Raw genomic sequence first — 15,722 nt, 5'->3', positions numbered from 1 at the left:
TAACATGGCTGACTATGTCCAGCTTCAGCAACAGCTTCATGCTTTGGTCATCGTATTGCAGCAGGCTGAACTATGGCAATCTGGGCCCATATCGCCATCGGCACTCTCAAGTCAGCTACCATTTGGGGTGGATTGCTTGCGTTTTGAACAATGGTTACAATTCGTTTTTATTCCCCGAATGAATGCGTTGATTGATGCTCGGGCAGATTTGCCTAAAAATGTTGCTTTGACGCCTTATGCGGAAGAGGTGTTTCGAAATTATGAGCAACCCACATCAGATATTATTCAGCAACTAAAGGCCATTGATGACATTTTCATCCCTCAGCCATAACCCATTCCAACTTCCTGAAGAAATTCCGATGCAGTTACCTGTGTTATATCAGGATGACTATCTCATCGCTGTTTATAAGCCTGCTGGATTACTCGTCCATCGTAGCTGGCTAGATACACAAGCGACCCAGTTTGCTTTGCAAATAGTTCGTGACCAAGTCGGGCGTTATGTCTATCCGTTGCATCGTTTGGATCGTCCGACCGCCGGGATTTTACTGATGGCTTTTTCCAAGGACATCGCGGCGAAATTTATGCCTATGTTCGCAAGTGGTGAAGTACATAAAGATTATGAGGCCATTGTTCGGGGAATCGTTGGCGAACGCTCTCTATTAGATTATCCATTGGCTGAAGAATTGGATAAAATCGCGGATAAAAACGCATCACAACTCCCACAAGCTAAGCCCGCACAGACGGAATACTGGCCTCTTGGTCATGCAGAATTACCTGTCGCAACTGGACGTTACGCGACTAGCCGTTATAGTTGGTTGGGAATTTCCCCTAAGACCGGGAGAAAACATCAGATCCGTAGACACATGCATCATTTGAGTCACCCCATTCTTGGTGATACCACACATGGCGATGGTCGTCACAATCGGCTTTTTAGAGAGCGGCAATGGTTTGGGCTTTGGTTATTGGCAAGAAGAGTGCAATTTGTACATCCATTTACCCATAAGATGTTACACATTGAATGTGCTTATCCCCCCCATTGGTTGCAATTAAAAACCGATCTATTTCACAAATATCCGTTCTATTTTAATGAGGGATAAAGGATCTATTATTGATCAGCTTGCAAGGAAAAGATTTGCCCTGTATCGCAAAGTTAACTTTTAAGAGGTATAGAGATTTAAAGAAATCTAACGTTACTTTAAGTTACATTAGGCCTTGAATAATTTGATGTCCCTCGCATTTTTATAAATAACTGCCCCATAAAATCCATTCCTCAATAATAAAAGTTATTTTTTATTTACTTTTTGAACAAAAAGTTTTTATGAAGCGAGGTTTTTAGATATATCTCTGATGAGATATATCCATTAACTGAAGGAATCGTTGCCCTTAGGAGCACTGAATATGTCAAATAGTACAGTCTTTGCGAACCTGCAAAAGGTAGGTAAATCGCTGATGTTGCCCGTATCGGTTCTTCCGATCGCGGGTATTTTACTTGGGGTTGGGTCTGCCAATTTTGCTTGGTTACCATCAGTTGTTTCCCATGTTATGGCCGAAGCTGGTGGCTCAGTCTTTGGTAATATGGCGTTGATTTTCGCTATTGGTGTTGCTTTAGGTTTTACCAATAATGATGGTGTATCTGCATTAGCCGCTGTGGTTGCTTATGGCATCATGGTGAAAACGATGGCCGTTGTGGCTCCAATGGTTCTGCATTTGCCTGCAGATCAGGTTGCCAGTCAGCATTTAGCGGATACCGGGGTCCTTGGTGGGATTATATCCGGTGGTGTCGCCGCCTTTATGTTTAACCGTTTTTATCGGATTAAATTACCTGATTACTTTGGTTTCTTTGCCGGAAAACGATTCGTTCCTATTATCTCAGGTCTGGCTGCGATTTTGATCGGGGTTGTTTTGTCGTTCGTATGGCCTCCAGTGGGTAAAGCGATCCAAACGTTCTCTCAATGGGCTGCTTATCAGAACCCTGCGTTCGCATTCTTCATCTATGGTGTCGTAGAACGTTCATTGGTTCCATTCGGTCTGCACCATATCTGGAACGTTCCATTCCAGATGCAAGTGGGTGAATTCGTGAATGCGGCTGGTCAAGTTTTCCACGGTGATATTCCTCGTTATATGGCGGGCGACCCAACTGCGGGTAAATTGTCTGGTGGCTTCCTGTTCAAAATGTATGGTCTGCCTGCAGCTGCTATTGCTATTTGGCATTCAGCCAAACCAGAAAACCGCGCTAAAATCGGTGGTATCATGGTTTCCGCTGCGTTGACTTCGTTCTTGACTGGGATTACAGAACCTATCGAATTCTCATTCATGTTCGTTGCTCCGATTTTGTATGTGATTCATGCGATTCTGGCTGGTTTAGCCTTCCCAATTTGTATTTTACTGGGGATGCGTGACGGAACTAGTTTCTCTCATGGTTTGATTGACTTCATCGTATTGAGTGGTAATGGTAGCCGGTTGTGGTTGTTCCCTCTCATTGGGATTTGCTACGCAGCCATTTACTACACCATCTTCCGCCTTGCGATTAAATTCCTCGATCTGAAAACACCGGGTCGTGAAGATAACTCAGGTGAAACTGTTGTGGCTGCAAGTGATGATGAAATGGCGGGTAACCTGGTTGCTGCATTCGGTGGTAAAGAAAACATTGTGAGCCTTGATGCTTGTATTACTCGTCTGCGTATTCAGGTGAGTGATACTCAAAAAGTGGATCAGGGTCGACTGAAAGAGTTAGGTGCTGCTGGGGTTGTTGTGGCAGGCCAAGGGATCCAGGCTATTTTCGGGACTCGTTCTGATAACCTGAAAACTGATATGGATGCTTATCTGCGCGGTATGTAATATTGTAGATAGTAATAAGCACATACTAAAGGGGGCGTAGCCCCCTTTAGTTTTTCAGTTTGTTACAACTTTAGGTGTCTATTTGAAATATTGATCGGGGTCCATGAGTGGATTTATAGTTTTTCGAGATCCCGTTCAATATCGGCAATTTTGTTTGCAACCACTTTTTCCAGATGCCGCAATTCGGTTAAGATTTTTTCTTTAACATCGACTTCTGATTGTCCGTGTAATGTGAGTTGATCAAGTTCTTCAACGATATAGCGTAATTCCGGGCTAATTTCAGAGACATCCCGATATTCGCCGGTGCCTCCGTTGACCCGTACCGTTTTTTGCTGCCGTGGATACTTAAATTTCACACTCTTAGCAAAGAAATCGCCTTTTTCCTTACGAAAATAGATTTTTAAAATATCAGCCATTGCTTCTTGGCGAAGTACATATCTTTCAATACTTTCGGGTTTGACAATTCCGATACTTTTCAGGTTGTCGTACATATAGATATCCTTACGTGATTGCCAATAAGAGAATTAAGTGTCACAGTCTTCGGCCGAGGCTTATTCAAAATGGAGTTAATTTGAATAAAAGTTAACCATGAACGATGAAAAGCCCTTAGCATGTATAAAGAGTATGACAGGAAAAGGGAAGTAGCGCCCGGATCCGGGCGCTAAAAGATTAATTATGAGCGTGCAGTTCACTATTAAGCTGAATGGCTGATTTATTGGTAAGACATTCAATGGTGCCCGTTTGGCTATTGCGGCGGAACAACAGATCAGAACGACCTGCCAGTTCTCGAGCTTTAGCGGTCCCTGCGGCTTGTTTTTGGTCATCAATCAGGGTGACTTTAGTTCCGGCTGTGATGTATAAACCGGATTCAATGGTACAGCGATCACCCAGTGGAATCCCTGTTCCAGCATTGGCTCCAACCAGACAGTTTTCCCCAATGGTGATCACTTGTTTACCGCCACCACTTAAAGTTCCCATGGTTGAGCAACCCCCACCTAGGTCGGAATTATTCCCGACGGTAACCCCGGCAGAAATACGTCCTTCAACCATACTCACACCGAGTGTTCCTGCGTTGAAATTACAAAAGCCTTCATGCATGACGGTGGTGCCTTCACCCAAATGTGCACCTAAACGAACCCGTGAGGTCGCGGCGATACGAACCCCGCTAGGGATCACGTAATCGGTCATTTTAGGGAATTTATCAATGGAAGTTACATTGAGATGTTTACCTTCAAGACGAGCCTGAAATTGACGTTGAGGAAGTTCTGCCGGGTCAATAGCCCCTTCATTTGTCCATGCCACATTGGGTAATACCGCGAAAATACCGGTTAAGTCGGTGCCATGTGGTTTCACTAACCGATGTGATAATAGATGCAGTTTTAAATAGGCTTCAGGAGTTGATTGGGGCGCGCTATCTGTTGCCAGAACGGTTAATACAGCTACTTTATTTTGAGCAGGACGTTGTTGTAACTGGGTCAGAATTGTGGTCAGTTCGGTCTGTTCAGAAGCCGCAATCATTGCATCCAGAGTCTTATCAGATAGTTCAATAACTTGGTTGTCACCAGTATACCCTGCTGCATCTAACATTGGTTGCAATGCATCTGCAACCACATTGAGTTGTGGGGCAGGGTAAAAAACTTCCAGCCATTGTTGGTGTTGATTTTTGGTGCCAAGTCCAAGGCCAAGGCTAAAAAGAGTGGTGCTCATCAAAGTCTCCGTTGTGTTTTTTTAATGAATTTGAGCGTGAACTTCTTGATCAAGTCGTTGCTCCAGCAGCGTTTTGAGTTGCTGCTGTTCGGACTCGCTGAGGCGAGTTCGATCTTCTTTGGAAATAATAAAGAAATCTTCGGCTTTCTCGCCGATAGTCGTAATTTTGGAGCCTTGAATGATGTAATTCAAGCTTTGTAACACTGCTCCGACCGATGCTAACAGTCCGGGTCTGTCCAGTGTTACTAACTCCATGAGAGTGCGATTGCCTCGAGTGGGTAAAAATTCGACATGGGTGCGTACTGAAAACTGCTTAGCCTGACGAGATAACCAGCGATTTTCCAACACGGCAGGACGAGCAAAATGGAGCATCGTCATCAAACTTTCTTTGATGCGGTGCTGACGTTCTGGTGTGATCGGTTGGCCATCGGGGTCCAGAACGATGAATGTATCCAGCGCGTAGCCATCTCGGCTGGACATGATCTGTGCATCGTGAATATTTAAGTTTTTCTGTTCCATTTCGTTGGCGACCGAAGCAAACAGATGCGGAATATCTTTACTGTGAATGAAAATTTCGGTGCCTCCCCGGCTGGGGCGACGACTAATGAGAACTAGTGGCTGGTTATTGCTGTGACCCCACAGGTATTCACTGTGCCAAGCGATCTGCTCTGGTGTGTGACGCAGGAAGTAATCGACCCGGAACCGCTTCCAAATCGTTTGAATTTGGGTGTCAGAGAATCCTCTTTCTAAGAGTAACTCCATGGCATTATGTTGTTTTTCGCGCACTAAGCCGCGCAGATCAACTGGGTTTTCCAAGCCGCGACGTAGTGCTTTTAAGGTCGCTTGATACAGTTCGCGCATCAGCGTTCCTTTCCAGCTATTCCAAACGTCATCATTGGTGGCACACATATCAGCCACAGTCAGGCAAAACAGCATATCGAGATGGCGTTCATCCCGAACGATTTTAGCAAATTTACCTATTTCATCCGGATCATAAATATCCCGGCGTTGGGCGGTAATTGACATTAATAGATGATTTTCAACCAACCAGGCTACAGTTCTGGCGGATGGACGGCTAAATCCATGTTTAAGACAAAATTTTTCAGCGTCGATGGCACCTAATTTAGAGTGGTCTCCTCGTCGGCCTTTGGCTATATCGTGAAAAAGTGCGGCGATAAGTAGCAAGTCCGGGCGCTCCAGTCGACCATAAATCTCGGAGCAAAGTGGATAAACTCGTTTATATTCCGGAGATGGATATTGATGGATGTGTTTGATGAGTCGATGCGTGTGTTCGTCTACGGTATAAGCATGGAAGAGATCAAACTGCATCTGTCCGACGATCTGATTCCAGGCTTTAAGATAAGTCGCCAATATCCCATAGCGATGCATGAGGGTAATGGCTTGACCACTGATATTAGGATGCTTCATCAGTTGCCGAAATTTTTTCCGGCAGATTTCATTATCTTCTAACCAACCTTGTTGCTGCCGGCAAGCTTCCCGTAGCTGGCGAAGGGTCGATGAATAAATCCCGGTGATAGCATCGTTGCTGGCAATGACCAGAAACATCTCCAGAAGTTGTTCAGGATGATCGATAAATAGATTGGGATGCGTTGTTTCAATCAATGAACCCCGCAAAATGAAGTTTTCGTTGAGCTGCCTGACATCCATTGCCGTATTGCCGAGAATCGCTTCATTAAAAAGCTGTAATAGCATTTCATTGAGTTCACTGACACGGCGAATGATTTTGAAAAAATCCTTCATTAGTTTTTCGACGGGCTCGTTATATTCACCTTCATAGCCCAAAGTGGTGGCAACGGTCAGCTGGCGGTCAAACAACAGTCGATTATCAGCTTTGGAAAGTTGCAAATGCAGGGCAAAACGTACCCGCCAGAGAAATTCCCGGCAATCAATGAGTTCTTGATATTCCGATTCTGTCAAAAATTGATGTTCGGCTAAAGCTTTTAGATCGCTAGAGCCAAAATGCTTTCCGGCAACCCAGGCGATGGTTTGGATATCCCGTAAGCCTCCTGGATTCGCCTTGATATCGGGTTCTAGCGAATAGGCGGAATTTTTATAATGAATATGACGTTGTTGCTGTTCAGCTTGCTTAGCCCGAAAAAAATCGGCAATAGGCCAAAATTGTTCATCATTTACAGCGGTTGTGAGTTGTTGATAGCGTGTTGGGTTCCCGATGAGAAAACGCGATTCAATCAGGTTTGTTGCAATAGTAATATCTTGCTTACCGAGGTCGATACACTCACTGACGGTCCGCACACTTTGGCCAACGTCCAGTTTTATATCCCATAACCAGGTAATAAAAGCGGAAATGGCCTGTTGTGCCGATTCGCTCAGTTCGGACTCGAATAAGACTAAAATATCGATGTCCGACTTAGGATGCAGTTCACCACGACCATAACCGCCTACCGCTATCAATGCCAGTTCCGGATAATCTCCTAGTCCACAGTGACCCCATATCTGCTGGATTAACGTATCAATTTGACGGGCTCGTAACCGGACTAGTTCCGTCACAGCTACATGTTGGTGAAATTGTTGTTCAAGCCATTGCTGCTGGGCTTTTAAAAAGTTTTTACAGCTAGCGACAGATAAAGGTTGAGTTGGCAATTCAGGTGCTACCAGGAGCTCATTCGGAACCATGAATACGTCTCACAAAATTAACAATGATTAACTATGACTGATTTTACGTGGAAAGTCTTCATCACTCCGTAGTGTCAAAACTTCTACACCATCTTCAGTGACGAGCAATGTATGTTCCCATTGTGCTGAAGGCTGACCGTCTTTAGTTGTGGCCGTCCATCCGTCTTTTTTACTGACTTTGCACTTATAAGTTCCGGCATTGACCATCGGTTCGATGGTGAAGGTCATTCCCGCTTGTAAAGTCATTCCAGTTCCGGGTTGTCCATAATGGAGTACCTGAGGTTCCTCATGAAATACTTCGCCAATGCCGTGACCACAAAAATCACGAACGACTGAAAAGCCTTGGGGTTCGACTACTTTTTGGCAAGCTGACCCGATGTCACCTAGTTGGGCACCAGGACGAACTAATTTAATCGCTTCATAAAGTGCATCCTGAGCAGCTTTACATAAATTACGTTTCAGCGGTGTGGTGTTCCCAACAATGAACATTGCGGAGCTATCACCATGAAAACCATCTTTAATAACGGTGACGTCAATATTGAGAATATCGCCTTCATGCAGTTTTTTATGGGCAGGAATGCCATGACAAACCACTTCGTTGAGCGAGATGCAAACTGATTTAGGGTAGCCATGATAGTTCAGTGGGGCAGGAATTGCTTGTTGTTCATCAACTATGTAATTATGGCATAGTTCGTTTAATTCTTCCGTTGTTACTCCTTTTTGTACATGCGGCGCGATCATTTCAAGTACATCTGCAGCGAGTTTGCCAGCGATACGCATTTTTTCTATTTGTTCTGGTGTTTTAATTAAATTAGTCATACTACCACTCGATTGATATGTTCCGACTTAAGCGGATTATTGGCTCAATTTTTAACAAAAAACTAACTTGAGCGTTGATTACAGCAGTTTACCCGATGCACTCACTAAGTTGTAGGGGCTGTTGGCATGGTTTTATTGTTTTTGCGCTTTATCAAGAAAGATGTTTATGGTATAAAACGCGCCGGGAAGCATAGCCTAGAATAATAGGTATTCAGGTTACCCAAGAACCATATGTGTTTTTAATAACAACACACACGTATCGGTACCTGTGCCGGGGTGCCCTCACCATTTAAGGTGATGGTCGGTTAGCAGGGATACGTGGAGGCCTAACCCCATAGAGGAAAAATCATGGCAAAAGTATCAATGCGCGATATGTTGCAAGCTGGTGTGCATTTCGGTCACCAGACTCGCTACTGGAACCCAAAAATGAAACCGTTCATCTTTGGTGCCCGGAATAAAGTTCATATCATCAACTTAGAAAAAACGTTACCACTGTTTAACGAAGCAATGGACGTTATCAGCAACCTGGCTTCTAAAAAAGGTAAAATCCTGTTTGTCGGAACTAAACGTGCAGCAAGTGAAGCCGTTAAAGAAGCAGCAACTCGTTGCGATCAATTCTATGTTAACCATCGTTGGTTAGGTGGGATGCTGACTAACTGGAAAACAGTTCGTCAATCCATCAAACGTCTGAAAGAATTAGAAGTTCAGAGTCAGGACGGTACTTTCGACAAGCTCACTAAAAAAGAAGCGTTGATGCGTACTCGTGAGATGGAAAAACTGGAAAAAAGTTTAGGTGGTATCAAAGATATGGGCGGTCTGCCTGACGCTTTGTTCGTAATCGATGCAGAACACGAAAGCATTGCAATTCGTGAAGCAAATAACTTGGGTATTCCAGTTATTTCTGTAGTTGATACTAACTCTGATCCAGATGGTATCTCACATATCATTCCTGGTAATGATGATGCGATTCGCGCTGTGAAATTGTACTTGGAAGCTGCTGCTGATTCAGTTTTGGCGGGTCGCCAGGCTGATTTAGTCGTTCAGGCTGAAGAAGACGGTTTCGTTGAAGAAGCTGTGGAATAATAAGGATTAATTAATCCCTTATTAACCAAACCCAACTTGTTGGTTAACAGGGGCCTGATAGGCCCCTGTGTTTTATCCGAAACGACAGAGGATTTAGCAAATGGCAATTACTGCTGCTTTGGTAAAAGAACTGCGCGAACGTACTGGCGCAGGTATGATGGATTGTAAAAAAGCCCTGGTTGAAACGGATGGTGATATCGAATTAGCGATTGAAAACATGCGTAAATCAGGTCAGGCAAAAGCGGCTAAAAAAGCAGGCCGTGTTGCTGCCGAAGGTGCAATTTTCGCAAAAGTAGAAAATGGAGTTGGTACACTGGTTGAATTCAACTGTGAAACAGACTTCGTTGCTCGCGATAAAAGTTTCCTGGCTCTGGGTGAAGAAATTGTGGCTGCCGCTCATGCAGCTAAATTGAATGATGTTGAAGCACTTAAAGAAACGACATTGGCCAGTGGCGAAACTATTGAAACCACTCGTGCTAACTTAGTGGCTAAAATTGGCGAAAACATGAGTGTTCGTCGTGTGGTCACCGTTGAAGGTGGAAACCTGGGTTATTATATCCACGGTGGCCGTATCGGTGTTATTGTTTCTTTAACTGGTGGTGATGACGAACTGGCTAAAGATTTAGCAATGCATGTGGCAGCTGCTAATCCTCAGTTTGTTAAACCTGAAGATGTGCCAGCTGAGGTTGTTGAAAAAGAAAAAGCAATTCAGGTTGAAATTGCTATCAACAGCGGTAAACCAGCTGAAATCGCAGAAAAAATGGTTGTAGGCCGGATGAAAAAATTCACTGGCGAAATCAGCTTGACTGGTCAACCTTTCGTAAAAGATCCTTCTCAGAATGTGAGCGCGTTGCTGAAAGCTCAAGGCGCTGATGTTGTTACTTTTGTTCGCTTAGAAGTGGGTGAAGGTATTGAGAAAAAAGAAGAAGACTTCGCTTCTGAAGTTGCTGCACAAGTAGCGGCTGCTAAGCAATAAGTGGTCTTTATTAACGGTTGTGGCTATGGCCACAACCGAATCTATTTCCCCCATGATTAAAGAGATACAACAGCCATGAGTATCAATCCCAAACCCGCATATCGTCGTATTCTATTAAAATTATCTGGTGAAGCTTTAATGGGTCATGAAGGTTTCGGCATCGATCCTTCTATTTTGAGCCGGATGGCTCTTGAAATTAAAGAATTAGTTGAGCTTGGAATCCAGGTCGGTCTTGTTATCGGTGGTGGTAACTTATTCCGTGGAGCAGGTCTGGCTAAAGCCGGAATGAATCGGGTGGTCGGTGATCACATGGGGATGTTGGCAACAGTGATGAATGGTTTGGCCATGCGGGATGCCTTGCATCGTTCTTATGTTAATGCCAAGCTCATGTCTGCAATCGAGTTAACCGGTGTATGTGATTCATATAACTGGTCTGATGCCATTAGCAATTTGAAAAGTGGTCGAGTTGTTATTTTTGCGGCTGGAACTGGGAATCCTTTTTTCACGACCGACTCTGCCGCATGTTTGCGGGGAATCGAAATAGAAGCCGATGCTGTGCTTAAAGGGACCAAAGTCGACGGAGTTTATGATGCTGATCCTGTTAATAATCCGGATGCAACGCTATATTCTGAATTAGATTATAGTGAGGTTTTGGAAAAAGAACTGAAAGTGATGGATTTAGCTGCATTTACATTGGCTCGTGACCATCGGTTACCAATACGGGTATTCAATATGAATAAGCCGGGTGCACTAAAACGAGTTGTCATGGGGGAACCCGAAGGTACCACAATTCATAATATGAATAATCCGCTTGGTGAGGAAAAATAACGTGATTGAAGATATTAAAAAAGATGCGCGTGAGCGTATGGAGAAAAGTATTGAAGCTTTGCGCGGACAATTGTCGAAAATCCGTACAGGCAGAGCTCATCCTGGTTTATTAGACGGCATTATGGTGCCTTATTATGGCGTGGATACCCCTCTGAATCAGGTTGCGAATGTCGGAACTGAAGATGCCCGGACTTTATTGGTTACGGTTTATGATCGTTCAGCGATTCAGGCTGTTGAGAAAGCGATTCTAACTTCTGATTTAGGACTTAATCCCGCATCTGCAGGAACCACAATTCGGATCCCATTACCTCCATTGACAGAGGAGCGTCGCAAAGATTTAATTAAATTAGTGCGAGCTGAAGCTGAGCAGGGTAAAGTAGCGGTTCGTAATATTCGCCGTGATGCAAATAGCGATGTAAAAGGTTTGCTCAAAGCTAAAGAAATTAGTGAAGATGCGGATCGACAGACACAGGATGAAATTCAGAAGATTACCGATGAATTTGTGAAACGTGTCGATGAAATTTTAAGCAATAAAGAAAAAGAACTCATGGAAATTTAAGTCTTTTTCTTTATTATGCCGCGCCGAAGCGCGCGGCTTTTTTGTTTATGGGGTATTTTCTATGATCGCAGGCGATCCTGCCGTTATTGAACCTGGAGCGCTGCCACGTCATGTGGCGATCATCATGGATGGAAACGGCCGCTGGGCAAAGCAGCGGGGGCGACTGCGAATGGTGGGTCATTACGCAGGGGCTAAGACAGTTCGTAAGATTGTTAGATATGCGGCTCAGTTGGGAATTGAAAAGCTAACATTGTTTGCTTTCAGCAGTGAAAACTGGCGGCGCCCGCCTGAAGAAGTATCCAATTTAATGAAACTGTTCATGAGTGTTCTTCAAAGAGAAGTAAAGCTTCTGAACAAGCATAATGTCCGGTTACGGATTGTTGGCGCTCGGGATGGATTTTCCGAATCGTTGCAACAGCGGATTGAGTTCGCTGAACGGTTAACCGAGCACAATGATGGACTGCAATTGAATGTTGCTGCGAATTATGGTGGCCGCTGGGATATACTGCAGCAGGTTCGTTTTTTTTCAGAACAAATTAGCCAAGGCGTGCTTCGCTCTGAACAGCTGACAGAAGCGTTGCTGAATGAATCATTTGCTCGCTCTTCAGTTTCTGATGTGGATTTAATGATTCGTACCGGTGGCGAACATCGGATTAGTAATTTTCTGATCTGGCAGTTAGCATATGCGGAACTTTACTTTACAGAACGGCTGTGGCCGGACTTTGATGAGCAAGAATTTAGAGAAGCTCTGGCATCGTATGTTTGCCGGGAACGTCGGTTCGGCTGTACGACGGATCAGATTCGACAGATGATCCAGACTGGATGAAATCCATTATTATATAACGAGGATTAGTTTGCTCAAGCAACGGATTATTACTGCACTGTTATTAGCTCCTATTGCTATTTTGGGTATTTTTTTCTTACCGATAACCGGATTAGCGATAGTTTTAACAGTCATTTTGTGTATTGCAGCCCATGAATGGGCTAATTTTATCTCTCCTGATTTCTCACGACGACTTCCGCTAACAATTGCTATCATTGCTGTTTGGATAGTGGGTTTTGCGGTGTTTCCTCTTTCGGCATTGTCTGTTTCCCGTTCGGCTTTACTTTTATTTAAGGTCGCTGGAATTTTCTGGATTTTGGCATTTATTTTAGTGCTTAGTTATCCTCGAACGGTGGCTGTTTGGGGGAAAAATAGCGTTATAAAGTTCATCGCTGGCTTGCTGGTTTTACTCCCGTTTGGATGGTCAATGCTCTCTTTACGAGGTATTGATCCTACTCAGTCATGGCGCGGCGCGGGCTGGGTGCTCTACGTCTTTCTTCTGGTGTGGGCTGCCGATACGGGAGCTTATTTCACGGGACGAAAATTCGGACGGATTAAAATGGCCGCTCAGGTGAGCCCTAAAAAAACCATTGAGGGGTTAATCGGTGGATTAGTGCTTTCGATGTTGGTGTGTGCCGTGAGTATTTTTCTGTTTAAACCTCGGATATCTTCGGTTGCCGTTTTTGCGGCTTGCTCATTATTAACCACTGTAGCCTCGGTGCTCGGTGATCTTCTGGAAAGTATGTTTAAGCGTGAAGCAGGCATTAAAGATAGCGGTTCTATTTTGCCGGGACACGGTGGAATTTTAGATCGTATTGATAGTTTAACCGCTGCTGTTCCCGTATTTACGCTTTGTTATTTAATGTGGATACATCCATGATCCCTCGTCGATTAGTCATATTGGGCGCGACCGGTTCCATTGGCCGTAGTACTTTAAAAGTTGTTGATGCGAATCCTGAAGCGTTTCAGGTTTATGCTTTAACTGGTCATCGTAATGTGGCTCGAATGGTGGCGTTGATCCATCAATATTCGCCTCGCTATGTGGTCATGTCCGATGTGCAGGCGGCGGTTGAGCTTCGAACACAGATCTCCGCTCAGATCCCGGTGATGGATGGTGAACAAGCTTTGATCGAGGTGGCATCAGATCCCTTGGCCGATCTAGTGATGGCCGCTATTGTGGGGGGAGCTGGACTCAAACCGACATTGGCGGCAGTGCAGCATGGTAAGACCGTATTGTTGGCCAATAAAGAAGCCTTGGTCATGACCGGGTTGTTACTGATGGATTTAGCCAGACAGCACGGGGCGACGATTTTACCTGTTGATAGTGAACATAATGCGATGTTCCAGTGCTTGCCGGAACAAATTCAGCAGCAATTAGGCTTTTGCGATCTTGAATCGGCTGGGGTCAAACGGTTGTTACTTACCGGCTCGGGCGGACCTTTTCGTGAATTGCCTCTGGAACAACTGGCTGATGTGACAGTGGCGCAGGCGATTGCCCATCCCAATTGGTCGATGGGGCGGAAGATATCGGTCGATTCTGCCACTATGATGAATAAGGGCTTGGAATATATCGAAGCTAAACGTTTATATAATGCCCGTGAAGAACAAATCCAAGTAATTTTACATCCACAATCTGTGATTCACTCGATGGTTCAGTATTGTGATGGTTCGGTATTGGCGCAGTTAGGTGTCCCGGATATGGCGACCCCGATTGCGCATGTGATGGGCTATCCACAAAGAATTTCCTCCAGCGTGGAACCTCTGGACTTTTTTACACTCAAAGAATTAACTTTCTCGGCTCCAGACATGCAGCGTTATCCGTGTTTGAAGCTGGCTATCGATGCATGTTACCGGAGCCAGTTTGCAACAACGGCGCTAAATGCGGCGAATGAAGTGGCGGTTCAGGCCTTTTTACAGGAACAGATCCGGTTTACTGATATTGCTCAGGTTGTGGCATATCAGCTGGAACATTTAAATGAGCAACATCGCTCGCTTGACTTGGAAGAGTTGCTGGCTTTAGATGATGAGGTTCGTCATCGGACAGCTCAGTATATACAGGATAGGTGTTGATGCAGAGTTTTATCTGGAATGTGTTCTTTTTTATTGTCGCCTTAGGCGTATTGGTCGCTATTCATGAGTTTGGTCACTTTTGGGTGGCCCGACGTTGTGGGGTGAAAGTAGAACGCTTCTCGATAGGATTCGGTCGTCGGATTTGGCATCACGTTGGGCGGGATGGCACTGAATATGTCTTAGCTATGATCCCCCTCGGTGGGTATGTCAAAATGTTGGATGAGCGTGTCGAAGCGGTTCCTTTGGAAATGCAAAAATACGCATTTAACCGGCAGTCGGTTGCTAAGCGGGCGGCCATTGTAGCCGCAGGCCCTGTTGCCAACTTTATATTGGCGATCATCGCTTTTTGGCTGATGATGATGATCGGGATTACCAGTGTCCGACCTGTTTTGGGAACAATTGATCCGCAAAGTGTTGCGGGCCGGGCCGGATTACATGCTGAGCAACAAGTGACTGAAGTCGGGGGAAATTCGGTTCAAGACTGGAATGACTTTGTCATGGCAATGATTGCTCATGTGGGGGAAAAAGATGTCCCGGTTGTGGTGAAAAATTTGGATCAAACTCAATCGGACTATCGATTAGATCTGAGTTCATGGAATATTGATGCCGATAATTCCAACCAGCCTCCTTTACAGGATTTAGGTATCACACTTTACCAACCCACCGTATTATTAGAAGTCGCTCATATTATTAAGGAAAGTCCAGCCGCACAGCAAGGGCTTCAAGTGGGTGATAAATTAGTTGCCATTAACCATCAAACATTGTCATCGTGGTCTAATTTTACAGAGATTGTGCGACATCATGCCGGTTCCCAGATTGAGTTATCGATTGAACGAGATGGGCAGTTGCAAGTTTTACCTATCACGCCGGAGCGAAAACTCTATCGAGGCGAAACCATTGGCTTTTTGGGTATTTCTCCAAAGGCCCAGCCTTATCCTGAGTCGTATCTGGTCACTCTGCGTTATGATCCTTTAAGTGCACTTTATCAAGGGGTGGTTCGAACTGGGAAAGTGACTCGTTTAACATTGGATATGTTGGGTAAATTAGTAACCGGCAAGGTTTCTGTCGATAATTTAAGTGGGCCTATTTCGATAGCCAAAGGGGCCGGACAATCAGCCCATAATGGTTTAGTTTATTTTTTAAGTTTTTTAGCTTTAGTCAGTGTTAATTTAGGGATTTTAAATTTATTACCGCTCCCGGTATTGGATGGGGGTCATTTGCTTTTTTTCGTGGTGGAAGCAGCAACAGGAAAGCCAGTATCTGAGCGGGTTCTTGAAATTGGGACGCGCATTGGCATGTCTGTACTCATTGTTGTGATGATGTTTGCTCTATTTAATGATTTAATGCGCTTATAAAAATTAGGA

Annotated in this window: 15 protein-coding genes; 11 read left to right on the top strand and 4 right to left on the bottom strand. The window is 44.6% G+C overall.

All coding sequences use genetic code 11. From position 1 onward, the window contains the following. Positions 1 to 4 precede the first annotated feature (4 nt). From ABUE20_RS13980 to ptsG, 3 genes are all read left to right on the top strand, one after another. A complete protein-coding gene (locus ABUE20_RS13980) occupies positions 5 to 331 on the top strand; it encodes a YqcC family protein (RefSeq protein ID WP_408620558.1) in 327 nt (108 codons plus the stop codon). Further along, positions 306 to 1,097, top strand: coding sequence for a pseudouridine synthase (locus tag ABUE20_RS13975; RefSeq protein ID WP_408620557.1), 792 nt, complete (start codon positions 306 to 308; stop codon positions 1,095 to 1,097). The genes ABUE20_RS13980 and ABUE20_RS13975 overlap by 26 nt, the downstream gene beginning before the upstream one ends. A gap of 301 nt (positions 1,098 to 1,398) precedes the next feature. Then, on the top strand, positions 1,399 to 2,838 hold the full coding sequence (gene ptsG, locus ABUE20_RS13970) for a PTS glucose transporter subunit IIBC (RefSeq protein ID WP_408620556.1): 1,440 nt from the start codon (positions 1,399 to 1,401) through the stop codon (positions 2,836 to 2,838). A 113-nt stretch (positions 2,839 to 2,951) separates the two neighbouring features. Here the strand turns inward: ptsG and ABUE20_RS13965 are convergent, their stop codons facing one another. The 4 genes from ABUE20_RS13965 to map all read right to left on the bottom strand — a co-directional run bounded on the left by ABUE20_RS13965 (position 2,952) and on the right by map (position 8,019). Further along, positions 2,952 to 3,329, bottom strand: coding sequence for a DUF3461 family protein (locus ABUE20_RS13965; RefSeq protein ID WP_408620555.1), 378 nt, complete (start codon positions 3,327 to 3,329; stop codon positions 2,952 to 2,954). A 178-nt stretch (positions 3,330 to 3,507) separates the two neighbouring features. Then, a complete protein-coding gene (gene dapD / locus ABUE20_RS13960) occupies positions 3,508 to 4,545 on the bottom strand; it encodes a 2,3,4,5-tetrahydropyridine-2,6-dicarboxylate N-succinyltransferase (protein WP_408620554.1) in 1,038 nt (345 codons plus the stop codon). A 21-nt stretch (positions 4,546 to 4,566) separates the two neighbouring features. Further along, positions 4,567 to 7,200: a [protein-PII] uridylyltransferase gene (glnD, locus tag ABUE20_RS13955; RefSeq protein ID WP_408620553.1), complete on the bottom strand. Its 2,634-nt coding sequence runs from the start codon at positions 7,198 to 7,200 to the stop codon at positions 4,567 to 4,569. A 27-nt stretch (positions 7,201 to 7,227) separates the two neighbouring features. Further along, the gene (gene map / locus ABUE20_RS13950) at positions 7,228 to 8,019 is read right to left on the bottom strand and encodes a type I methionyl aminopeptidase (protein ID WP_408620552.1); all 792 of its coding nucleotides are present in this window, start codon (positions 8,017 to 8,019) and stop codon (positions 7,228 to 7,230) included. A gap of 348 nt (positions 8,020 to 8,367) precedes the next feature. Between map and rpsB the strand changes: the two genes are divergently transcribed. The 8 genes from rpsB to rseP all read left to right on the top strand — a co-directional run bounded on the left by rpsB (position 8,368) and on the right by rseP (position 15,713). Beyond that, on the top strand, positions 8,368 to 9,102 hold the full coding sequence (gene rpsB, locus ABUE20_RS13945) for a 30S ribosomal protein S2 (protein ID WP_408620551.1): 735 nt from the start codon (positions 8,368 to 8,370) through the stop codon (positions 9,100 to 9,102). Between the two features lie 100 nt (positions 9,103 to 9,202). After that, positions 9,203 to 10,078, top strand: coding sequence for a translation elongation factor Ts (gene tsf, locus ABUE20_RS13940; RefSeq protein ID WP_408620550.1), 876 nt, complete (start codon positions 9,203 to 9,205; stop codon positions 10,076 to 10,078). Positions 10,079 to 10,153: 75 nt separating this feature from the next. After that, on the top strand, positions 10,154 to 10,906 hold the full coding sequence (gene pyrH, locus ABUE20_RS13935) for a UMP kinase (RefSeq protein ID WP_408620549.1): 753 nt from the start codon (positions 10,154 to 10,156) through the stop codon (positions 10,904 to 10,906). A gap of 37 nt (positions 10,907 to 10,943) precedes the next feature. Beyond that, positions 10,944 to 11,465, top strand: a complete 522-nt coding sequence (gene frr, locus ABUE20_RS13930; RefSeq protein ID WP_408620647.1) for a ribosome recycling factor — start codon at positions 10,944 to 10,946, stop codon at positions 11,463 to 11,465. 61 nt (positions 11,466 to 11,526) lie between these two features. Beyond that, positions 11,527 to 12,291: a polyprenyl diphosphate synthase gene (gene uppS / locus ABUE20_RS13925; RefSeq protein WP_408620548.1), complete on the top strand. Its 765-nt coding sequence runs from the start codon at positions 11,527 to 11,529 to the stop codon at positions 12,289 to 12,291. A gap of 28 nt (positions 12,292 to 12,319) precedes the next feature. Further along, on the top strand, positions 12,320 to 13,168 hold the full coding sequence (locus ABUE20_RS13920) for a phosphatidate cytidylyltransferase (protein WP_408620547.1): 849 nt from the start codon (positions 12,320 to 12,322) through the stop codon (positions 13,166 to 13,168). After that, entirely contained in the window at positions 13,165 to 14,358 is a 1,194-nt protein-coding gene (gene ispC, locus ABUE20_RS13915; RefSeq protein ID WP_408620546.1) for a 1-deoxy-D-xylulose-5-phosphate reductoisomerase, read from the top strand. The genes ABUE20_RS13920 and ispC overlap by 4 nt, the downstream gene beginning before the upstream one ends. After that, positions 14,358 to 15,713 (top strand): sigma E protease regulator RseP, encoded by a 1,356-nt coding sequence (gene rseP, locus ABUE20_RS13910; protein WP_408620545.1) that lies wholly within the window; start codon positions 14,358 to 14,360, stop codon positions 15,711 to 15,713. Before ispC ends, rseP begins: the two co-directional genes overlap by 1 nt. Positions 15,714 to 15,722 lie beyond the last annotated feature (9 nt).

Source organism: Celerinatantimonas marina (genome assembly GCF_046054165.1).
Classification (GTDB): domain Bacteria; phylum Pseudomonadota; class Gammaproteobacteria; order Enterobacterales; family Celerinatantimonadaceae; genus Celerinatantimonas.
Note: the sequence above shows the minus strand (reverse complement) of the source record. Positions and strands in the feature narration are given on the sequence as shown.